This window comes from bacterium, assembly GCA_035691305.1.
In the GTDB taxonomy this organism is placed as follows: Bacteria; Sysuimicrobiota; Sysuimicrobiia; order Sysuimicrobiales; family Segetimicrobiaceae; genus DASSJF01.
The window spans coordinates 1-21,136 of record DASSJF010000007.1 but is presented as its reverse complement, the minus strand read 5'-3'; the positions used below and the strand labels follow the sequence as shown (position 1 = coordinate 21,136).

Genomic DNA, 21,136 nt, shown 5'->3' with positions numbered 1-21,136 from the left:
CGAAGTATAAGAGAGGCGGTCGGCGGCGGTGTCCCTGAGGAGGGATGAAGCGGAAGTATCCTTCGGATGAAACGCACGCAGGCCCGCGTACGATCGGTCGGCAGGGCACCGTGCCTCCCGTGCCTCCCGGGGACCGGGAAACATCGAACGATCCGGATATTTCATCCTTTTGATCGCAGACTGCCGGTTCCGCCGGGGCTAGCATTCGAGAAGAACGGCGGACAGGAAACGAGGATCCCATTCTCTCTCAGATCGAGACGACCGTTCCCGGCCGGGCCCGCGAGAGTGTTGCGGTGCCTCCCCTGGCCCTCGTGTTGCAGCTCCTGGCTCTCGGCGGAGCGGTCGCGTTCCTCTACGGGCATGTCTTCGCAGATCTAGCGACGCAGTGGTGGACCGACGAGAATTACTCCCACGGCTTCCTCGTCCCGCTGATCAGCGGATATCTGCTGTGGGAACGGCGTCGCCAGCTCATGCGGTGCCGGATCGAGACGTCTGCGTGGGGTTATCCGGTGCTCTTGCTCGGACTGGCCCTACTGATCGTCGGCCAGGCCTCCGCCTTCGGTTATCCCGTGCGGTTGTCGTTCCTCGTGACCGTCGCCGGCCTGACGATGCTACTGGCCGGGAGGGACGCTCTCCGAATTGCCGCGTTTCCGCTCATTTTCTTGCTGTTCATGATTCCGCTGCCTGCACCGGTCCTCAACAAAGTAGCCTTTCCGCTGCAACTGCTGGCGGCGCGCGTGGCCGGCACGACGCTCGATCTTGCGAACATCCCCGTCCTGCGCGAGGGGAACATCATCGACCTGGCGAACAGCCGTCTCGAGGTAACCGAGGCGTGCAGCGGGATTCGGTCGCTCGTCGCTCTGCTGGCGCTGGCGGTCGTCTTCGCGTACTTCTCGCAAAAAACGTGGAGATCCCAGGCGGCTCTCGTCGCCTCCGCGATCCCGATCGCGGTCGTCGCCAACGCGGCCAGGGTCACACTGACGGGTGTGTTGGCTCAGATCTTTGGCAGCGAAGCGGCAATGGGATTCTATCACCTGTTTTCGGGATGGCTTATCTTCGTCGTCGCGTTTGGCCTCATGGTCATGGTGGGCGGGGCACTCGGTAGCCGCCGTCCAGGAACTACAGGGACATGAACCGGACCGCCTACCTGTTTGCGTTCGTCGCGATCATCGTGGCCGCCGGCGTGCTCCGGACCGTCGAGTATGCTCCGGGCGTCTCCCTCCACCGCCCCCTCGAGAACCTCCCGTTGCAGTTCTCGGTATGGCGAGGGCAGACTGGCTATCTCACACCGGACGTGCTGGCCGTCCTGCGTGCCGACGATTATTTGCTGCGCCGTTACGAGGATACAACGGGACACGCGTTGTGGTTGTACGTCGCATATTACTCGTCGCAGCCGCCCGACACGCGCCTGCACTCCCCCGCCGTCTGTCTTCCCGGGGCCGGATGGTACATCGCGCAGTCCGGACTCGAGCGAATAAGTCTGCCCGGTCGGACCGTGACGGTCAATCGCAATCTGATCCAGAAGGGTGGAGACCAGCAGGTTGTTCTCTATTGGTACCAGATGCAGGGCGCGGTCGCTGCCAAAGAACTCCAGGCGGTTGGTCTTCTTGCGTGGGTGTCACTAACGCAGCACCGTAGCGACGAAGCGTTGGTGCGAGTGAACGCACCGCTTGCCGGCGGACTTGAGGAAACGGTCGCCCGCGAAACCGCCTTTGTACGCGCGGTCTTCCCGAGATTCAACAGCCTGTTGCCGCAATGAAGCGGTTCATTTGGGGGCGGTAGACAAACATATGTTCGTACTGCCCTTGGTGACGATTATGGAACAGAAGAGTGTTCCAAAGGTGGAGAGACAATTTTTCTGATCTCTGTTAGCGTTGTACCAGCAGTAATGGGCAGTCTGGGAGGAGTGCACATATGACACGAGGGCGTTGGGCCGCTTTTCTGTTGCTGGTGCCCCTCGCGGTATTCGTACCGATGACGTTGGTGCTCGTTGCGCCAGCATCGGCGACTACCGTCGACCTTACCTACATTAACCTAGCGGGGTTGCCGGAGAACACTATTACGTTCGGGACGGTAGACGTAACCAGCACAAGCCTCACGTGGACGCTTGACGCCTTCACGAACGGCGGCATTACGTACACCCCAGTAGGGTTTACTGAAGAACTCTGGAACGGGCCGAGCTCGAGCAACAGCTTCGCGTGCGATGGCTTTGGAAAGTTCGTGAACGACTCCTCGACCCCCGGCGTTTTCAGCACCCCGGTTTCGCTAACCGGCCTAAGCGACACGACCGGAGGGTATTGCGGGCACGTGAAGTGGACTTCATCGAACGGGAGTTCTTGCACGGGGTTCATCGCGAGCGTCCCTCTGACGGGAGGCGGCAGTGGCACGAGCACGAACGACTGCCTCAGCAGCGTCCCCGAGCCCGGGTCCCTGCTTCTCCTCGCAACGGGGCTGCCGGGTCTGGCCGGGCTGGTCGTAATGCGTAGGCAATCGCTCTTCAAACCAAAGGCGTAGTCAGCCTTCCTTCGCGCAACTCTGCGATAGGCAAGGCCGCGGCGAGTGCGAGAAAGCCGGAAGCCAAATCCGGCTTTCTCGCGTTTCAGGCGAGTGGACCTAAGCTAGAGACGGAAAGGGAGCAACGAGAAATCATGCGCTGGCGCAAGAACACAAAAGGTCGCGTGCTCATGATTGCGGGGCTAATTCTTGTGATCCTCGCGGCTTGGGGGTGGGCACGGGAACGGCCGGGTGCGCGCCAAGCCCGGTACGAGGCCCGCGGAGACGCCGCGTTGGCCGCTGGGCGGTATGAGGAAGCGACTCTTGACTACCGTAGCGCCCTACAGTTCACACAGCGCTCCGCCGCGCTCTTCAACAAACTCGGCGTCGCCTACTTCCGTGACGGCGATCTCAACGGAGCCTATCAAAGTCTCAGTAAGAGCGTCGAACTTGATCCTCGAAGCGTGAAGGCGCGCCTTGATCTGGCGGATGTGCTTGTTTCGGCCGGCCGGCTCGCCGATGCAGGAGACCAGACGACGCGCGTACTGACGCAGGAACCTCGCAACACTCACGCCCATATCCTCCTGGCACGTATTCTGGAGGCCCGGGGAGATCTATCGGGCGCGGTGCGTGAAACCGCGGAAGCGTTGAAGCTCGATCCGCAATCAGCCGATGCGTATGCTGTGAGCGGTTCAATCTATGAGATCGGAGACCAATATGAAGAGGCGGAGCAAGCGTATACGCAAGCCGCCCGTGTCGGATCGGCCCCCCAATTCCGCTTAGCGCTGAGTGCGTATCTGGAGCGCCGCGCTCGCTGGGACGCCGCGGAGCAGGTGTTACGGAACGCCATCCGGGCGTTCCCACAGCGAGCTGAGCCGCATCTCGCGCTCGGCGATCTGTACGCAGCACGGCAGCGGCTCGTGGACGCCATCGTCGAGTACCGTGCGGCGCGGTCGGTGGCGCCGTCATTGGCCGCGGCAGACCTCCGAATCGCCGGCCTCTTGCTTGCTCAAAATCAGTTACCGGAGGCTGAGGCCACGGTCAACAAGTTGCTGGCGCGTGAGCCGCAGAACCCGGTGGCGCACCTGCTGCTCGGCAGAATTCACCTCGCCGGGGGAGAAACCGACGCCGCCATCAAGGAATTGCAGGCATCGATTGCCGGCCAGCCGAATATGGCCTCAGCTCATGACGCTCTCGCGCACGCCTACCTCCAGCGCCAGGATCGGACATCGGCCAAAGAGCAGCTGCTCGACACGATACGACTCGATCCCCGCCTCGCTGACGCGAGGGTGACCCTCGCGACGCTCGACCTGCAGGCCGGGAAGCCGGCGGACGCCGAAAAAGCGCTTCGAGACCTCATCGCAGTCGACCCGAAGAACTACGTCAATCGTCTTACGCTCGGGGACTTCTTCGCGAGCCAAAAGGCGTGGGCTCAGGCCGTGGAAGCGTACGGCGAGGCGATAGCGCTCGCACCCAAGAACCCGGAACCCCATATCCGCCGGGGCACTGCGTACCGTCTGGCGGGACGGACCGTCGAAGCGATCGCCGAATTCGAGGCGGCGCTCGGACTCCAGCCTAACTCGGCCGAGGCGCTTCGGGGCGAGGCCGTCGCCCTGTTGAGCGGTAAAGACCCGGCCCGAGCGGTAAAGCGGGTCGAGGATCAGATCACCCGGGTGCCGGACAGCGCATCGCTCTACGCGCTGCTCGGTTCCGTCTACGCCGCCGTCGGGAATAGTGCGAAAGCCGAAGAGGCGTACTACCGCGCCATCGCCACCGACCCGAAGATCGTGACCCCCTATCTCATGCTCGGGACACTGTACGCTCGCGAGCACGGATATACGATGGCCACGCAGAAGTACGAGGAGGCCCTCCGGCTCAACCCTCGCCTCCTTCCCCCGTACGTGATCCTGGCATCCTTGTATGATCAGCAGGGAAACACGGAACGGGCGCGAGAGTACTTGAAGCAGGCCCTAAAGATCGACCCGACGTTTGCCCCGGCGGCGAACAACCTGGCCTGGTCTTACGCCGAGTACGGAGGCGACTTGAACACCGCGCTCGCGCTGGCCGAGCGCGCTCACCGCGCGGTGCCGGCCGATCCGCATATCGCCGACACGTTAGGGTGGATCTATGTAAAGAAAGGGCGGGCACACGACGCGCTGCCGCTTCTGCTAGCGAGTATCCGGCAACTGCCGGACGATGCTGTCGCGCACTATCACTTGGGCCTCGCGTACTATCGATCGGGGAATACCGCGATGGCGCGACAGGAGTTGCACCGCGCACTCGCCATCAGCCAGGACTTCCGCGGGGCCGGCGAAGTCAGGCAGACGCTCAGCGCGCTGGGCGGATAGAAGCTGGGATCGCGGGGACCCCACCAATGACTACGCGTGGGGGCCGGCGTGCCGCGTTTTGGACGCTCCTTGTGGGTATTTGCGCATTCGCGGCGGCGCTCTTTCCACGCTTTCCGGCTCCCGCGTCAGGCGCCGCTCAGCCCATCCGCTCGGTCGGAGTGGATGCGGACGGCAACTTCGTCGTGAACGGTCGGCCGTTTCTGCTCATCGCCGGGCAGAAAGTCGACTACGCATGGTGGGACGCCGCCGGGTATACGCGAGGACAGGCGGATCTGAAGCTCGGGCAACTCCGAGCGGCCGGAGTCAACACCATTGATCTTGGAAATTGGTTCGGCGCGCCCTACCAGGACCAGGCGCTGTGGAATCAATTCGGGTTCTATTGGATCGGCAGCGCGGTACTGGACGGTCAGGGCCACAACGCCCAGGGAGATTGGACCGCCGCTCGACAGATCACCGCTATCGTCAACGAATTCAAGGCGCGGCCAAATCTGCTGCGGTGGTACGTGGCGACTGAACTAAACCCCGAAGTCGCGGACCAGAAAGGCTGGCGGTCGAGCTATGCCGCCGCCGTCACGACAATTCGGGCGGCCGACCCCGCCCATCCCGTGGTCGGGGACCTAACAGTGTTTGCCGGTGCCGCGACCGAGTGGCTCACGCCATCGCTGAATCAAGCCCCGTTGATCGAAGAGGCGCTGGGTTATCCCTCCACGGGGATCACAATCCAGCACCTTCTCGATGCGCTGCTCGCCATGAACACCGCTTGGCAGCGCGGCCAGCGGTTTGTCGCGGGCATATCCGCGACTCCCATTCCGGAACTGGACCGGCCGCTGCCTCCCGACTTTTCGGGTCCGTCGCGCTCCGAACTGCGGCGGTTTTTCCTGTGGCCCGTAGCATTGAACGTGAAGGCATTCGAGGTGCTGTGGGGCGCGAACCAACGTGGATATCGCGGCGGCCGGAGCGGCGACTCCACTCTTCCGCCAGCGGCGCTGCGCGTATGGAAGGACACGCTGGATACGCTCTCGGAAGTGAAATCCTTGGAGTCCGTCATCCTGGCCCCGGGCCGCTTCGTGCCGCTCGCCACCGCGCCGGCGTTTCGGATCGGCGGCGTCGACAACAACGTGAGGCCGCTGTACGGCATCTATGCGGCGAAGAAAGTGGTCGGGCGTGACGTGTACGTGGTCGCGGTCAACGCCAACGAAGCCGGTCCGGCCGCGGGTGTGCCGCGAGGATACGACGACACGCGGGTTGACGGAGCCCGGATCGACGTCGGTGTACCCATTGCGGCCGCCGTGCGGATACCCGACACGGGGGCCGTTTCGTCTGCCGGCAGCACGATCACAGATTCGTTCGACCCCATGGCGACGCACGTGTACAAGATCACGCCGCGATAGAAATCGGGCGCCGAGCCTAGGGGCGCCGCCTGACCTCCCTGGTCTACCGGTTTTGGCAGCGGTGCATAAACTCTGACGGCACAGCGGCGCTAAGCTGCTGGCTTCATCGACAAAGGCAAACCTGGGGCAATCCAGGGACGCAAAGCCACGGGACCCTAGAGGTCGGCCGGGCTACCGAAGGAGGCCTGTATCGTGCACCCCAGAGCCGGGTGGACGTCCGCCGTTGCGGCGGCGTTGCTCCTGGCGCTCTGCGTGTGGGCTCCGCAAAGCGTTGTACTTGCGCAATCCTCCAACGTACCGACGGCGGCGTTAAGCGCCTACCCCAGCGCCATCACGACGGGGCAATCGACGACGCTGTCGTGGCACACGTCGTGGGCCCGCTCCGTGCAGCTGCAGGGCGTGCCGGTTCCGAAAACCGGGACGAAGACGGTGGCGCCCGGCACCACGACGACCTACTTTCTAACCGCGACGAACGCGGCGGGGGCCACGATGGTCTCAACGACCGTCACAGTAACGTCTCCGTCGACCTCGACAAGTTCGCCGTCGTCGGGGAGCACGTCGACCTCCACATCCACCACGACCGTGTCCGTGCCGACGGCCGCCGTCTCGGCCTCCCCCACGTCGATTCAGGCAGGACAGTCGAGCACGGTGACCTGGTCGACCACGAATGCGACGACGGTGACACTGAACGGAACCGGCGTGCCCGCGAGCGGATCAACCGTCGTGTCTCCGACGGCGACGACGACCTACACTCTGGTCGCGCAAAACTCTGGAGGGAGCGTGTCATCTACCAGCACGGTCACCGTATCTTCATCCACCACGACGTCCTCGACGACGAGCGCACCCACGACCCCGCCGGCCGTGCAATCTGTCTCGATGGATGCCTACGGTAACCTCCTGGTGAACGGACAGCCGTTCTTGTGGATCTCTGGCCAAAAGACCGATTACTGGTGGTGGACCGCCGCAGGGTACACGCTCGACCAAACCACGGCCAAACTCGGCGCCATGGCGTCGAACGGCGTTAATGTAATGAACGACGGCAACTGGGGGTTGTTCAACGGTGCCTATCAGGACACGCTACTGTGGCAGAACTTCGGCATCTATTGGGCCGGGAGCGCGGTCCTGGACGACCAAGGACACAACGCACAGGCGAACTGGGCCGATACCGGCACGATCACGACGATCGTCAATGAATTCAAGTCACGGCCCAATCTCCTGCGTTGGTATATCGCGACGGAACTGAACCCCGAGGCCGCGACGACATACCCGACCAACCAACCGGCCTACGGTACGGCTGTGGCAGCGATCGGAACCGCGGATCCCGCGCATCCGGTAACCGGCGACCTGACGGTGTTCGACACCGGCTTCAACACATGGATCATGCCGTCATTGGACGCCGCACCGGTGGTTGAGGAATCGATGGGGTATCCATCGACCGGGATCACGATCCAGCACATCATGGATGCAGTCTTTTCGATGCGCGACGCGTGGAACGCCGGGCAACGGTTCGTGGCCGGCATCTCGCTTACGCCGATCCCGGAGCTCAACCAAGCCCTGCCGTCGACGTATCCGGCGATCTCAGTCGCCGAGTTGGTCCGTGCCTACTTCTGGCCGATCGCCCTGAACGTGAAAACGTTCGAGGTGTTGTGGGGCGCGAATCAGCGTACCTACTCGGGAGGAAACATCGGCGACGCGGCCCTTCCGGCCGGCGCGCAGCAGACGTGGTCGAATACGTTGACCGCGCTCTCGATGGTGAGGGCGATGCAGCCCATCATCCTCGCACCAGGACGGTTTGCCCCCGTGCCGACGACGCCGGCGTTTACGATTCCCACCAGCTTCTGCAACAACGTGCGGTCCATCAGCGGCATCTATGCGGCGGAAAAGCAGGTCGGTACGACGCTTTACGTCGTGGCAGTCAACGTGAACGAGGCCGGATGCCAGGTCGGCTATCCGGCGGGTTACAATGACACGCCGGTCAGCGGTGCGACGATTGATGTAGGCTCGTCGATCGTGTCGGTCACGAGAATGTTCGAAGGCGGTTCCCCATCGTTCTCGGGCAGCGTCATCACCGACGACTTCTCGGCGATGGGAGTACACGTGTATAAGATATCCCTGCAATAACGGCTGATTGGAGCAGCCGGCGCCAGGCATCGGCAACATCCGGTGCCGGACGCCCGCTACATGGCCCCAATGGGCACGAACGCCTTTTTCACAACTCGTCTGTGCCTACACCGCCTCCGGGAAGGCGCTCACCCGGCTCCGCTCCAGCACGCCGCGCCCGGCGGGACCTTCGTTGAACAGCAGGTCCACGATGGAAAGGTCCCCGACGAAGCCCGCGTGCGCGTGCTGCTGACCGTATGGCACGCACCGCCATCCCTGGCGCCGCACCTCGATGCCCTGGGCCTCGAATAGGGTCAGATCGAGGTGGTTGCCGGCCGCGTAGTCCCCGGTGAGGTAGGCCGTGGCCCCGAGGCGGCGGCAGATGTCGACGAGGCGCTCCGAGCGCCGCCCCGGCACCCCCAGTTCGGAGCTGCGCACGATCCGGGTCCGGATCTCGAACGCCGCCAGCACGTCGTGCAAAATCGCGATGTTGAGGTCCACGAGCGAATCCCAGGGCCGCCCGTACAGGGCCTCAAACATCGCAAAGTACCGGCCAAAAAATGGCGCGCGGGCGTAGTTGGTCCGCAGCGCCATCAGGTGTTTGTCGCGCCAGCGCTGGCCGCCCTCAATCTGCACCTGGAGAATCGGCTTGCCGAAGGCATCGCGAACCGGAACGGTCAAATACATCCAGCCGTGCGCCGACTTGATCTTATTCCGATTCTGCCATCCGTTCTTTGTGTAGTCCGCATCGTCGAGCAGAACAAAGACGTCGGCGCGCGCGACCTTGTCGATATAGCGCAACCAGGGCAGATAGTGAGGCTGATGGATGCCGACGATCATGCCAGTCCCGCCTTCCGGAGCGATTCCGCCCGCGTACCCGACGACGACAGCAACCGCACGTAGAGCCGGTCGATCCCGTTGATCATCGCCTCGATGCCGTAAGCGCCAACGCTCTGCGCGGCGCGAGCCCCCATCGTCTGCGCGAGTCCGGACGTCACAAGGACCCGAACGACGGCGTCCGCCAGCGCGCGCGGATCCGCGGGCGGGACCAGGAACCCGGTCTCGCCGTCCACCACGATATCCTGAATACCGCTGACCCGGGAGGCCACCACCGGCCGCCCGGCGGCCAGCGCCTCCACCGCCGCGCGTCCCATTCCCTCGTTCAACGACGGCAGAACGGCGACATCGCTCAACTTCAGAATCTCCGGCACGTCGCTGCGCAGGCCGAGAAACGCGACGGCGCCGCCCCGGACGAGCGCGGCCGCCCGGCGCTCCATGAGCGGCCGAAGGGGCCCGTCCCCGACGAACACGACCGTGGCCGCCGGCACGGCCGCGCGCACCAGCGGCACCGCTTCGAGCAGATACTCCACGCCCTTCACCGGGACAAGACGAGCGACGCACACCACCAGCGGCCCCGACGGCCGGAGCCCGAGAGCGCGGCGAAGGCTCTCCGGATCGACCCGAGCGTGCCGGAACCTCTCGAGGTCCACGCCGCTGTGGATGACCTCAAATAGCCCTGCCGGCCCGATACGCAAATGAACGTGATCGTCACGCTCCGCGGGCGTCAGGCAAATGATGCGGTCGGTGAGACGGGCAAGTCCGCGCTCCGCCCACTTGAGCGCCTCGGAGCCCCGGACGCCCAGGTAGTCGTGAAACGCGTGGCCGTGCGGCGTGTGCACGATGATTGGAACACCGGCGGCCTTCGCCGCGAGGCGGCCCAGGAGACCGGCCTTGGTCGTGTGCGTGTGCACGATGTGGTATCGGCCGCGCCGGATCATCCGGTAGAGCCGGGCGAGGGTGACCAGGTCCTTGACCGGGTGCGGATCGCGCACGAGGTCGGGGACGCGCTCGAACGGAATACCGCCCAGGATCCGGTCTTCCAGACTGCCCTCGGGACCGAAGGTCGGGCCGCTCGCCAGCGTGACGGCATACCGGCCGCGGTCCAGGCCGCCGGCGGTCAGGAGCGTGTTCTCCTGCGCGCCGCCGAGCACAAGCCGCGTGATGAGGTGGAGAACCCGGATCCGTTCGCCGTCGTGGCGATCGGCGCCGCGGTCAGCCGGCATGGGCGGCGCCCCTCTCCACGCTGTCGGACCAGCCCTGAGACCATAAGGCCGTCACCGAGGGCACCCAGTCGCGCGCCAGGCGCTCGGCGCGGCGCCGCGCCTCGCCGCCGAGACGGGCAGCGCGTTCGCGATTCGTCAGGAGTCCGAGAATTGCGCCGGCAAGATCTTCGACGCTGTCGGGCTCCACGAGAACGCCGGTTTCCCCATCCGCGACCGCGTCCGCGATCCCGCCGGTCCGCGCACCTACCGCCGGGCGGGCGCACGCCGCCGCTTCCTGGAACACGATCCCGAAGCCCTCGATGCCGTCTCGCCCGGTCAGCGCCCGACTCGGCATGACAAAGACGTCGGCGGCGGCGTACAGGAACGGGAGATCGTCGTCCGGCACCCGCCCGGCAAAGATCACGTCGCCGCCGCACCCCATCTCGTTGGCGAGGATGCGCAGCCGCTCGGACTCCGGACCGGTTCCCACAATCAAATAGCGAACGGGCCCGACAGCGTCTCGGACCGTGCCGAGTGCCCGGATCACGGTATCGTGCCCTTTCCGTTCGACGAGCCGCCCGACCGTCAACAGGACCCGTGCGCCATCGAGTCCGTACCGCGCGCGGACGCCGCTGGGATCGAGGCCGGGCCGAAACCGTGCGACGTCGACGCCCATCGTCAGGGTCCTGGCACCGGGTAGCAGAAACCCCATCGCCTCATAATGACGCCGAGTGTACGAACTGTTGACCACGATCGCGGCGGCGCCGCCGAGGACCGCCGCGATCACCGCCCGGACGGGGCGGAGACGAAGATACGACGCCATTTCGCCGCCGTGAAGGTAAAGCACGTACGGAATCTTCCGGAGCCTCCAGAGCGCCAGTCCGATGAGCCCGAGGTACAGATGCCCGAAGTGGACGACCTCCACGCGTTCGCGCCGGATCAAACGCAGCGCGGAGCCAAGGAACATGATTATCTGCGTCGCACGGGCCAGAGGGTGGGCGGCCACCGATACCGGCACCCGCACCACGCGATACGGCCGCCGCGCGTCGGTCTCGGCGTCCGCGGGCAAACGCGGCGCGAGCACCACCACCTGCTTGGGGTCGACGGCGCCGCAGAGGCGATCGTACCAGACCGCCTCCCCGCCCCCCATCGGAGGAAAATCGTTGGTGATGAGCAGCCCTTTCACCGCGATCCGTCCACGACGTACGGCAACTTCCCTGAAGAGAGGCGGCCCAGCCGGCCGACCGCACACGCGCGCACGCGCCACCCCGGCCCGACCGCCTGCCGGCCGGCATCGGCGACGGCGTCGAGTTCAGGGCCGGCGCCGCCCTCCACCCGCAGCGTCAAGACGCCGGGGGCCTCGTACGCGACCTGCACGCGCCCGCGCAGACGTTCCGGCAACGCCCCAAACAACCCGTCCGGCGGCGTTTCTCCGCCGGCGCGCGCGGTGCGCTCGCGGGCGCGGCCGGCGACGTCGACGACCGGCAGGCTGCGCCCGCACGCGCACGGCACCGTTTCGACCGTCCCCAGGTCGCCGGTGTCGTATCTGATGAGCGGGAACGTGGCGTTCCGCAAGTGCGTGGCGAGCAGACGCCCTGCCCCGCCGCCCTCCCCGTTCGCGTTACGCTCGAGGAGCACCGTCTCGGCGTTCACGTGGAGCCGGCCGGCCGGGCACTCGAATGCGACGCAGCCGAGTTCCCCGCTGCCGTACTCCCGCGCCACACGGCACCCGAACGCCGCTTCGATCGTCTCCCGCTGAAACGCGTAGACGGGTTCCCCCGTGAGTACTACGACCAGCGGCGGGCGCTTCATCTCGGCGCGGCGCTCGCGCAGGAGTCGCGCCAGCGGAAAGACGGCCGACGGATACCCGTACAGGAAGGCGGGCTGCCACGCGTCAATCCGCTCGATCACCGCGCTGAGGTGAGCGTCGAACGAAACATCGACCGGAATCCGCCGCCAGTTCATCGCCCAATCTTTGACCCATGCCGCGGCGGCGGTGAGCGGTGAGCGAGCCGACCGCCCAAGGAGCAGCACGCCGCGCCGCGACAGATCCACACCCCACCATCCCAGGCCCCGGCTGGTGCCGGCGACGTACCACCCGTACGCGCGGCGATCGAACGACACCGTCACCGCGGAGCCGCCCGTCCCCCCGGACGTTCGCCACAGACCCGCGGCGCGCCGGCGCGCCAACTCATGCGACAGCCGCTCGAGATCGCCGCGGTCGAGTGGGCGCAGCCGTCGAAAAGTTTCGGGAGTCATCGCGGGCCATCCGGCCTCGTCGAGCCGCTCGCGGTATAAGGAACTCAGCCCGTACGCCGTCGACACCACCTCCCGCAGCCGCGTCCATTGGCGTTCACGAACGACGTCCGCTGGCAGCCACTGCGATGCCCCGAACTCGTCGAGTGCCCGCTCGAACCCACGGCCCAGCACGAGGCGCAAACCGGCCCTACGCAATTGAAGGCCGAGTCGCGCGCCGCTCCCGGCCTCGACCGCCACCGGCACTGCGGCGGTCATGACGCCGGACCCCCGCGACGGTCCGGCTCGACGGCGACGCCGCCGCCGCGGACGGCCGGCGGCGCCGGGCGCAGCCCGACTCGGTGCGACAGGTAACCCGCCGCGTACGATGTCTGAGCGGCGAGTCCGATCCAGCGGAAGGTGACGAGCGCCGCGACGAACCGCGCGGCTTGGCGGCCCGCTCGATAGGCGGCGCTGCGGCGGGCCACGAACTGCGCAACGTGACCGTCCGGGTTTTCGAGCGCCGCCCCGGGCATCCGGCGCACCGCCTCGGCCGACAGCTGCCCGTTGCGAAAGAATGTCCGGCAAAGACTGCCGAGGGTGGCCGGCATCGGATGGTAGTACCAGGTGTTGGCCGCGACCGCGATCCGGAGTCCGGCCGCGCGCACTCGGGCGCGAAACTCGGGATCCACCCCTCGCGGTATCTCTTCGTTGAAACCCCCGAGCCGCCGAAACGTCTCCCGCCTTATCGCGCAGCACGCGGTCGTCACGAAGTCGCTGTCCGTCGGCTGCTCGACGACCGCCGACATACTCCTCGGGATCTGCCGGCCCGCGGCGCGCTCGAACCTCGAGGCATCCGGCGCAAGGAGTTGCGACGCGCCCGCGATGCCGATCCCCGGGTCTGCCAGCATCGCCGTCATCGTCCCGATCACGCGGTCGTGGCCCAGCCGAACATCGTCGTCGAGGAACAACAGCACATCCGCGCTCGCCCGGCGGGCACCGGCGTTGCGGGCGCGGCCGCTTGGGCTCACGCCGGTGATCACATGGACCTCCGCCGGCTGTCGGGTTTGCCGCGCGATGTCGTCGAGCAGCCGCCGCAGGTTGCCGTCGCGAACCCCATCGTGCGACGGAATGATCACGGCCACGGAGACGTCAGCCACGGGACACCCGCAGCGCTTCGAGGTCGACTGCTACGCGGAATGCCTCGCCGTCGGCCGCGATGACCGCTCGCGCCGGCGGCTGTACGTCCACACGCACCGGTGCCGCCCCGCCGAAGCACAGCGTCGCCACGTGCACTTGCCCGGGAGAAACCGGAACTCGCAGCACCCAGGCGGACCCGTTGCTCGTAAAGACTTCGCGGCATTCCGCCGTTCCGGCGCCCGCCGTCGAGAGGCGGATGTGCGGAACCCCGGCCACCGCCCACCAACCGTCTCCGAGCGGGGCGACCGGACCCGGCAGCCGAACGGTGCTCCACGCGGCATCGTAGTCGCCGTCGAACTTGTCGAGGAACACCAGGCACCGCGCACGCGGCAGCAGCACAATCGCGCGGCTGACCCGGACGCCGGCGGCCGGGAGGACCGTAAACGGCGGCGGCATCTTCGCGCCGAGGCGGCGCGAGAGACGGGCCGCCCACCGGATGAAGCCGGCACCGCTGCGGCCGGTCGCGCGGCCGGCAAGACGGCGGCGCCGATCGGGCCGGAGGGCCACCGGCACCCCGCGGCCGGCCGCGGCGATGCATCCCTCGTCCGTCATTCGCACCTCATCGTAGGTGCGTACGGCGAACGTCTCCCCCTTCTGCACTACGACGGGCACGTATCCGCACCATGTCGCATCGACAGGCCCGGCGGCATCGTGCGGGGGCGGCGGCACGATCGTCTGGCCGCCGTGCTGCACGAGCAACGGCTGCATGCCGGCGTAGCGCGCGTCCGCAAACATATAAGAGCCGGCATGCAGCTGGCCCCGCGTGCTCAGCGCCGCGAACACGCCGTCCCGCTCGCACGCGAACAGACCGGCACCCAGGGCAACAAATGTCCGCGGTGGCAGATCGACCTGGACCGCGGGACGGACAACGGGCGTCTGCAGCAGCAGGAACGCGGTGAACGCGCTGTAGTCGACGCGCTCCACGTAGTCGTCCCAGCCCCGGCGGCCGGTGCCTTCCGGCGCCGGGTACGGGCGGAGGCCTCCGTCCGGTTGCGCCATCGCGGTCAGGAATTCCGCAATGCGCTCGAAGCAGCGCGCGAGCTCGTTGCCGCCGGCCACCCCCAACGCCTGCGCCTGCGCCAGCGCGTACAGCGCCGCGGCACAGCCGTATGCGGAATTGCCGCTGCGGCCGTAGTACAGTGCCTGTCCGTCCGGCGCGCAGAATTGTGCCAGCGCGTCGACGCCGCGCTCGAGCGCCGCGGCGGCGGCGGCGTCCGGCGCCTCGCGCAAGAACATGGCGAGCATGGCGCAGACCTTGGCGTGATAGGTCAGCGGCGTCATCCGGTCCCCCGCCCGCCCCGGCGGCGGGTAGTCGGCGAAGAGGCCGTCGCCGTCCTGAAGCGGCAGCACGACCGTGCGAAGGCATGCCGCGGCCGCGTGGACGTCCTGGACCCTGCCCAACAGCCGCCCGCGGCGCGCCAGGCACACGGCACGCATCGCGTGCCAGTTGTTGGTCACGTTGCCGCCGCCCAGCGACGCGAAGGGCATCCGGCGGAGGTAGGCCGCGAGGCCGGAACGCAGCGACCTGGGCGCGCCGATCCGGTCCCAATGCTCGTACAAGGACAGCAGCCCGAGGTTGCTGAGCTCGTACGCCCCCCGCGCCGAGGACGGTAGGGCGAGATAATGGCGGGCGGCCCGCCCGCCCGCCTGCAGCAAGATTGGGACGTCGGTCAACGCGCAGGCCGCGGCGAACAACGGCGTCCCGTAGTGAACCGGCGGCAGCGGCGCACCCGTCACGGGGTCGCGGAGGCTGCCGTCGGACGCCTGTACCGACGCCAGCCACCGGAGAATACCGGGGGCCAGCGCCTGTACGGGGCGTACCGTCTTGGATGCCGCGATCACGCGGTGACCTTTCGCTTGCGACCCGCCGGCACGGCCGCGCCGCCGCCCCGCGGGCTCAGGTCGAGGCTGACGGCCGCGACGCGGCGCGCCGCCCGGTCCCACGAACACCGCTCGACGGCATGACGGCGCCCGGCCTCTCCCAGGCTGCCGCGCAGCGCCTCGTCGCGCAGAAGCCGGGAGATGACCTCGACGGCTGCCTCGTCATCGCCGTCGCGCACGAGAAATCCCGTTACCCCGTCGCGGACCGCCTCAGGGGCACCGCCGGAGCGGCCGCCCACCACGGGTTTCCCGCAGGCGCCGGCCTCCAGGAAAACCGTTCCAAAACCCTCCACGTCGCCGTCGGGCATCGTTCGGTTCAACATCACGAACACATCGCACGCGCTGTAGAGCGAGGCGAGCTCGCCGAGGGGTACGGTGCCGAGAAACCGGACGCGCTCCGCTACACCGGATTCAGCGGCCAGCTTCGCGAGACGACGGCGCTCGGCCTCGGACCCGTCGCCGGCGACCCAGTACACGACGTCCGGCACCACCTCGGCGAGGCGAGGCAGCAGGCGTATGACGGTATCCTGACCCTTACGGGGGACGAGACGGCCCACGGTGAGCAGAACGCGGCGGCCGGCATCGCCCCAGCGGGCCCGCGAGGGAAGCGGCCGGCGCGGGCGAAACCGGCGCGTATCAACGGCCGGCCGGACCAGATGAAGCCGCCGGCGCGGCACGCCGAGGCTCAGGGCCTGACGCGCGGTAAACAGACTGTTGACAAATACGGCCTCGGCGCGGCCGAGAGTGTAACGCACCAGTCGCCGGCGCAGCCGCGCGGCGACGGTCAGCTCCTCGCCGTGAACGTAGACGGCGTACGGCACCCCGGTGATCCGGTGCGCGACATACGCGGCCAGCCCCAATGGGAAGACCTGCCCTGCCTGCAGGACGGTCACCCCGCGCCGCCACACGCCCCACACAGCGACGCAGACCATCGCCCACCACTCCACCAGCAAACGCACCTTGGGGATGCGCGGGAACGGCGTGCGGACGACGGGGAACGGCAGCTGTCCGTCAAATTCCGCGGCAAGCGGGTGCGTGCGGGCGGCCACCATGATGACGTCCGGCCGCAGGCGTCGCGTGATGGCGTGATAGTAGACGGCCGTGCCGCCGGCGTGGGGCGCGTAGTACTCGGTCAGCAACAGCACGCGCATCGGCTACGAAACGGCCGCGGACACGCGCGGCACGTCGAGATAGCGCCGCGCCCAGAGTTCGAGCGCGAGCAACGCCCACAGCCGGTGCCCGTGGTCGCGTTCGCCGCGCAGGTGCTGCGACACGAACGCCTCCACCGTCGCCGGCTCGAGCCACCCCCGCGTGCGCGCGCGGCCGTCGCAGAGCGCGTCTCTCAGCACCTCCCGCAGCGGTCCCCGCAGCCACGGCCCGAGTGGAATGCTGAAGCCCTGTTTGCGCTTACGGAGCAACACCCGCGGCAGCAGCGGCCGCACGGTCCGGCGCAGTAGATACTTGGACGTCAACCGACGCAGCTTCAGGTCCGGCGGAACGCCGGCCATGAACTCGACGAACGTGTGGTCGAGCAGCGGCACTCTCGCCTCGAGCGACCAGGCCATGGTCATGCGATCGACCTTCGTCAGGCAATCCTCCGGGCAGTAGAAGTGGGTGTCCGCGTAGAGCATCCGGTTCCTGAAGTCCGCGGTCTGCGGCCGGCGCAGCCATTCGAGGAGCGCCTCACCGCTGTTCCACCCGTTCACTCGGGCGCGAAGCTCCGGCGTATACAACGCCGCCCGGGAGGCCGCATCGAACAACGTCAGGCGCCGGACATATCCGTCCTCCGCCGGCGTGACGGCGTCGAGCAGGAAGTTGCGCAGTCTCGCCTGGTGCGCTCGAAGCCATCCGGGCGCGGAGACCATGCCCGAGGCGCGCGGCAGCCGTTTGAGGATCCCCGCCGGCACGAAGCGCATCGACCTGGTAAGCTGGTACCGCCGCTGCCATTCATATCCGCCGAACACCTCGTCGCCCCCGTCGCCCGTAAGGACGACGGTGACGCGTTCCCGCGCGAATTTCGACACGAGATACGTGGGAATCGCAGACGAATCGCCGAACGGCTCGTCGAAGTGGTCGAGGAGCGTGGGGAGTTGGGCGATCGCGCCGGCCTCGACCACCAGCTCGTGATGCTCCGTCCGATATCGCTCCGCGACGGCCCTCGCGTACGGAAGCTCGTTGAACGCGCCCTCCCGGAAACCGATCGAAAAGGTCTTCACCGGCGGCCCGCCGAGCTCGCTCATGAGCGCGACCACCGTGCTGCTGTCCAACCCGCCGCTCAGGAACGCGCCCAGCGGGACATCGCTCACGAGATGCGCGCATACCGACTCGCGCAGCCGGCTCAGCAACTCGTCGCCATACGCGCGCGCCGGCTTCGCGGGACCGTCGGCCGGCGCGAAGTCCCAGTACCGCCGCACGGCCACCCCGCCCCGCTCGGCCACCAGGTAGTGGGCCGGCGGAAGCTTGACCACATCGCGGAAGATGGTACGGGGGGCCGGCACGTAGCCGAACGCAAGGTATAGATCCAGCGCCTGCTCGTCCAGCCGCGGCGCCACGTCCGGCAGGTGCAACAGCGCCTTGATCTCCGACGCGAACGCAAGCCGGCCGCCCTGCATCCAATAGTGCACGGGCTTGATACCGAGCCGGTCGCGGGCCAGCAGCAACCGCTCGCGCTTCGCGTCCCACATCGCGAAGCCGAACATGCCGCGCAGGCGGTCGAGACAGCCGTCGCCGAACTCCTCGTAGGCGTGGACGACGACCTCGGTATCGGAGTTGGTCCGGAACACATGCCCGCCCGACCGCAGGGTCTCGCGCAGTTCCCGGAAGTTGTAAATTTCCCCGTTGAACACCAGCCGGACGGTTCCGTCCTCGTTCGACATCGGCTGGCGGCCGGACGCCGGATCGATGACCTGGAGCCGGTGCATGGCGAGCGCCACGTGCGGCCCCGTGTACGAACCGTGTTCGTCCGGGCCGCGGTGCCGGAGCGACCGGTTCATCGCGGCGAGCACGAGGCCGTCCACCGCCTCGACCCGCCCGAAATCCACCACTCCACAAAAGCCGCACATGGTCAGACGCAGAAGGCGCGGAAGCGTGCCGACGCGCTGAGACTGCCGGCATTGCTCGCCGCGAACTCGAGGAGATGCAGGCCCGTGAACCCAAGCAACTCGCCCTCGGACCGGGGCGCCACACCGCGATGCTGCGCGGCCCGCCGCAGATTGACGGCAAGCCGCCACCAGTAGAGAGCCAGGCAGCCGAGCAGCCACGGCGAGGCCAGGCTCAACAGCAGCATGGCCAGCGAGACCTTCTCGGGCGAGGTCAAGTTGACGCAGAACGTCACGGGAGACCGAAATTCGACGGCCCGCCGGCCGGCGGTGAGGTATCCTCTGCCGCGAAAATGCTTGCCCACGAGCCGCGGCCGGGCGGCGCCGTAGGCAAACAGCCGGGCGAGCATCGCCGCGAGGCTCGCCCGATGGATGTGGGCGACACGCGCGCCGGGAATGTAGACGATCGCTCCCCCGTCGCGCACGATCCTCCAGCACAGGTCGTAGTCCTCGCCCACAAACATCTGCTCGTCGAAGCCGCCCAACCGGGCCGCTACGCCGGCGCGCACCGAGAGGTTGGCCGTCGGGAATCCGACAAAGGGCGTGCACCGGCGGACCACCAGCGCGCGGTCGGGCAGGGAGAACCCGGTCATGGCCAGGTATCGCTCCACGAGCGTCCGGGGGTCGCGGCCTGCGATCCCGCCGGCCACCGCGTTGACGGCCGGATCCTCATACGCGGTCGCGAGCCGCTCGAGCCAGTCCGCCTCGGCGACGCAATCCGCGTCCGTAAACGCGACGATACCGTCCTCCACCAGTCGGAGCGCCGCGTTGCGCGCCGCGGACGGTCCCCGCTTTCGTTCGCGCAGCACCCGAAGCCGCGGCTCCCCCCGTGCCCGCTCCTGAAGCCATTCGTACGTACCGTCGGTAGAGCCGTTGTCCACCAAGTATACGACATCGGCCGGCCGGGTCTGTGCCGCGAGCGCCGCCACGCACGGCCCGATGGTTGCGCGGGCATTGTGAACCGGGACAACGACGCTAATGCGCATGTTGAGACCCGGCGGCGACCGGCCGGCCCATGTCCCCGGCCGACGCGGCGCGGTGCGCCAGCAGCCGGAGGTAGAGCGATTGGATCCGCTCCGCCATCCCCGGCGCGGTGAAGTGCTCTTCGACGGCCTGACGCGAGCGCCGCGAGATCCGCTCTGCGAACGACCGGTCGTGCACCAGCCGCACCACCGATCCGGCGATCGCGGCGACATCGCGGGCGGGCACGAGGAGCCCGGTCTCTCCGTCGATCATCTGCTCCCGCGCCCCGCCGAGGCTCGTGACGACGGCCGGGGTGTAGCGGGCCATCGCCTCCAAGACCACCAGCGGCAGACAGGCTTCGTTGTCCGACGCCATCACGAGCACGTCGAGTTCGGAGATAATCCGAGCGGCATCGCTGCGGAACCCCAAAAAATGGACGCGATCGCCGACCCCGAGATCGGCCGCGAGGCGGTGCAGCGTCGACCGGTGCGCCGGCGGCCCGTCGCCCACCAACACGAAATGCGCGGAGGGGAGTGCCTGGGCCACCTCTCGCGCCGCGGCGATAAAATCGTCGAAGCGCTTGACCCGCGGTTCCATGCGGGCGACCATTCCTATCAACGGCGAAGCGGGATCGACTCCCAGGCTTCGCCGCACGGCGCCGTCCCCGCGCTCGGCGGCGGCACCGGGGATCTCGATGCCGTGACGGATGGTGGTCAGCTTCTCCGCCGGCACCCCGGCGTGCTCGGTGAGACGGGCGCCGACGTGATCGCAGGGGACGATGATTCGATCCTGCAGGGCCGCAAGCAGACGCTTGAATCGCCGGGCGCGGCGCGACGGGAACACGTCCGCGGTGCTCGTCGAATGCTCGCTCGAAACGACGACCGCGGATCCCCCGAGACGGGCGGCGAGGGTCGCGTACGGATTGTCCCACGTCCACCGGAGGTGCACATGCGCGACGCGCGCCCGCGTCCGCCGCAGCGCGACGGAGAGACCCGCCAGTCCCGCGAGATCCCGCAGGCCGGCGGGCATGCCCTGAAACGTCACCGGCACCGCGAGGTCGCCGAGCGCGCCGGCGAACCGGTCGCCGCGCGCCGGCGGCGGGAGGAATACGTGGGGACGAAACATCCGCCGGTCGAGGTGGCGCAGCAGCGTCAGGAGATGGGTCTCGACGCCGCCCATTTCGCCGGTATCGAGAACGTACGCGATCCGCACCGGCGGCGTCGCGGCCGGCGCCCCGGCCTCGACCGCTGCCCTCCCCGCCCCCATCGCTAGCCGCGGCCCAGGGCCGCGGCCGCTTGCGCGAGCCCGATCGGCTCCTGCCGAAATTCGAACCTTACCTTTACCGGAGCGTCGGCGCCCTCGTGACTGACTGACGCGACCGCCTC

18 protein-coding genes and 1 riboswitch are annotated in these 21,136 nt (G+C 67.6%); of the genes, 7 read left to right on the top strand and 11 right to left on the bottom strand.

From position 1 onward, the window contains the following. The first annotated feature begins 293 nt into the window (after positions 1–293). Positions 294–1,133: an exosortase A gene (gene xrtA, locus VFL28_01315; GenBank protein ID HET7263278.1), complete on the top strand. Its 840-nt coding sequence runs from the start codon at positions 294–296 to the stop codon at positions 1,131–1,133. Then, a complete protein-coding gene (locus tag VFL28_01310) occupies positions 1,130–1,759 on the top strand; it encodes an EpsI family protein (protein HET7263277.1) in 630 nt (209 codons plus the stop codon). Before xrtA ends, VFL28_01310 begins: the two co-directional genes overlap by 4 nt. Positions 1,760–2,024: 265 nt before the next feature. Here the strand turns inward: VFL28_01310 and VFL28_01305 are convergent, their stop codons facing one another. Next, positions 2,025–2,393 carry a hypothetical protein gene (locus VFL28_01305; GenBank protein ID HET7263276.1) on the bottom strand — a complete coding sequence of 123 codons (369 nt, stop codon included), beginning with the start codon at positions 2,391–2,393 and terminating at the stop codon, positions 2,025–2,027. On the opposite strand from VFL28_01305, the gene VFL28_01300 reads away from it, so the two are divergent. From VFL28_01300 to VFL28_01280, 5 genes are all read left to right on the top strand, one after another. Beyond that, positions 2,308–2,514, top strand: a complete 207-nt coding sequence (locus tag VFL28_01300) for a PEP-CTERM sorting domain-containing protein (protein HET7263275.1) — start codon at positions 2,308–2,310, stop codon at positions 2,512–2,514. The genes VFL28_01305 and VFL28_01300 overlap by 86 nt on opposite strands. 134 nt (positions 2,515–2,648) lie before the next feature. Continuing rightward, entirely contained in the window at positions 2,649–4,841 is a 2,193-nt protein-coding gene (locus VFL28_01295) for a tetratricopeptide repeat protein (protein HET7263274.1), read from the top strand. 158 nt (positions 4,842–4,999) lie between these two features. Beyond that, positions 5,000–6,232: a hypothetical protein gene (locus tag VFL28_01290; protein ID HET7263273.1), complete on the top strand. Its 1,233-nt coding sequence runs from the start codon at positions 5,000–5,002 to the stop codon at positions 6,230–6,232. A 104-nt stretch (positions 6,233–6,336) separates the two neighbouring features. Further along, positions 6,337–6,411, top strand: a riboswitch (cyclic di-GMP riboswitch). A 180-nt stretch (positions 6,412–6,591) separates the two neighbouring features. After that, positions 6,592–7,125: a hypothetical protein gene (locus VFL28_01285; GenBank protein ID HET7263272.1), complete on the top strand. Its 534-nt coding sequence runs from the start codon at positions 6,592–6,594 to the stop codon at positions 7,123–7,125. Continuing rightward, positions 7,109–8,353 carry a hypothetical protein gene (locus tag VFL28_01280; protein ID HET7263271.1) on the top strand — a complete coding sequence of 415 codons (1,245 nt, stop codon included), beginning with the start codon at positions 7,109–7,111 and terminating at the stop codon, positions 8,351–8,353. Before VFL28_01285 ends, VFL28_01280 begins: the two co-directional genes overlap by 17 nt. Before the next feature lie 105 nt (positions 8,354–8,458). Here VFL28_01280 and VFL28_01275 read toward each other — a convergent pair whose 3' ends face one another. Genes VFL28_01275 through VFL28_01230 form a run of 10 tightly spaced genes read right to left on the bottom strand, consistent with a single transcriptional unit; the run spans position 8,459 to position 21,017 of the window. After that, on the bottom strand, positions 8,459–9,172 hold the full coding sequence (locus VFL28_01275; protein HET7263270.1) for a WbqC family protein: 714 nt from the start codon (positions 9,170–9,172) through the stop codon (positions 8,459–8,461). Beyond that, positions 9,169–10,395, bottom strand: coding sequence for a glycosyltransferase family 4 protein (locus tag VFL28_01270; protein HET7263269.1), 1,227 nt, complete (start codon positions 10,393–10,395; stop codon positions 9,169–9,171). Before VFL28_01270 ends, VFL28_01275 begins: the two co-directional genes overlap by 4 nt. Then, positions 10,385–11,560: a glycosyltransferase family 4 protein gene (locus VFL28_01265; GenBank protein ID HET7263268.1), complete on the bottom strand. Its 1,176-nt coding sequence runs from the start codon at positions 11,558–11,560 to the stop codon at positions 10,385–10,387. The genes VFL28_01270 and VFL28_01265 overlap by 11 nt, the downstream gene beginning before the upstream one ends. Further along, a complete protein-coding gene (locus tag VFL28_01260) occupies positions 11,557–12,888 on the bottom strand; it encodes a hypothetical protein (protein HET7263267.1) in 1,332 nt (443 codons plus the stop codon). The genes VFL28_01265 and VFL28_01260 overlap by 4 nt, the downstream gene beginning before the upstream one ends. Then, the gene (locus VFL28_01255; GenBank protein ID HET7263266.1) at positions 12,885–13,769 is read right to left on the bottom strand and encodes a glycosyltransferase; all 885 of its coding nucleotides are present in this window, start codon (positions 13,767–13,769) and stop codon (positions 12,885–12,887) included. Before VFL28_01255 ends, VFL28_01260 begins: the two co-directional genes overlap by 4 nt. Then, a complete protein-coding gene (locus tag VFL28_01250; GenBank protein HET7263265.1) occupies positions 13,762–15,651 on the bottom strand; it encodes a hypothetical protein in 1,890 nt (629 codons plus the stop codon). The genes VFL28_01255 and VFL28_01250 overlap by 8 nt, the downstream gene beginning before the upstream one ends. Next, a complete protein-coding gene (locus VFL28_01245) occupies positions 15,648–16,841 on the bottom strand; it encodes a glycosyltransferase family 4 protein (protein HET7263264.1) in 1,194 nt (397 codons plus the stop codon). Before VFL28_01245 ends, VFL28_01250 begins: the two co-directional genes overlap by 4 nt. A 3-nt stretch (positions 16,842–16,844) precedes the next feature. Further along, entirely contained in the window at positions 16,845–18,752 is a 1,908-nt protein-coding gene (asnB, locus tag VFL28_01240) for an asparagine synthase (glutamine-hydrolyzing) (protein ID HET7263263.1), read from the bottom strand. 2 nt (positions 18,753–18,754) lie between these two features. Next, complete coding sequence (locus VFL28_01235) at positions 18,755–19,774, bottom strand: glycosyltransferase (protein ID HET7263262.1); 1,020 nt, start codon at positions 19,772–19,774, stop codon at positions 18,755–18,757. After that, entirely contained in the window at positions 19,764–21,017 is a 1,254-nt protein-coding gene (locus tag VFL28_01230) for a glycosyltransferase family 4 protein (protein ID HET7263261.1), read from the bottom strand. Before VFL28_01230 ends, VFL28_01235 begins: the two co-directional genes overlap by 11 nt. Between the last annotated feature and the right edge of the window lie 119 nt (positions 21,018–21,136).

What these genes read in the sequence shown, in the direction of transcription:
- VFL28_01310 (HET7263277.1), top strand. Translation starts at nt 1,130, where the DNA reads ATGAACCGGACCGCCTACCTGTTTGCGTTCGTCGCGATCATCGTGGCC.
- VFL28_01295 (HET7263274.1), top strand. Translation starts at nt 2,649, where the DNA reads ATGCGCTGGCGCAAGAACACAAAAGGTCGCGTGCTCATGATTGCGGGG.
- VFL28_01280 (HET7263271.1), top strand. Translation starts at nt 7,109, where the DNA reads ATGGATGCCTACGGTAACCTCCTGGTGAACGGACAGCCGTTCTTGTGG.
- VFL28_01275 (HET7263270.1), bottom strand. Translation starts at nt 9,172, where the DNA reads ATGATCGTCGGCATCCATCAGCCTCACTATCTGCCCTGGTTGCGCTAT.
- VFL28_01270 (HET7263269.1), bottom strand. Translation starts at nt 10,395, where the DNA reads ATGCCGGCTGACCGCGGCGCCGATCGCCACGACGGCGAACGGATCCGG.
- VFL28_01260 (HET7263267.1), bottom strand. Translation starts at nt 12,888, where the DNA reads ATGACCGCCGCAGTGCCGGTGGCGGTCGAGGCCGGGAGCGGCGCGCGA.
- VFL28_01245 (HET7263264.1), bottom strand. Translation starts at nt 16,841, where the DNA reads ATGCGCGTGCTGTTGCTGACCGAGTACTACGCGCCCCACGCCGGCGGC.
- asnB (HET7263263.1), bottom strand. Translation starts at nt 18,752, where the DNA reads ATGTGCGGCTTTTGTGGAGTGGTGGATTTCGGGCGGGTCGAGGCGGTG.
- VFL28_01235 (HET7263262.1), bottom strand. Translation starts at nt 19,774, where the DNA reads ATGCGCATTAGCGTCGTTGTCCCGGTTCACAATGCCCGCGCAACCATC.
- VFL28_01230 (HET7263261.1), bottom strand. Translation starts at nt 21,017, where the DNA reads ATGGGGGCGGGGAGGGCAGCGGTCGAGGCCGGGGCGCCGGCCGCGACG.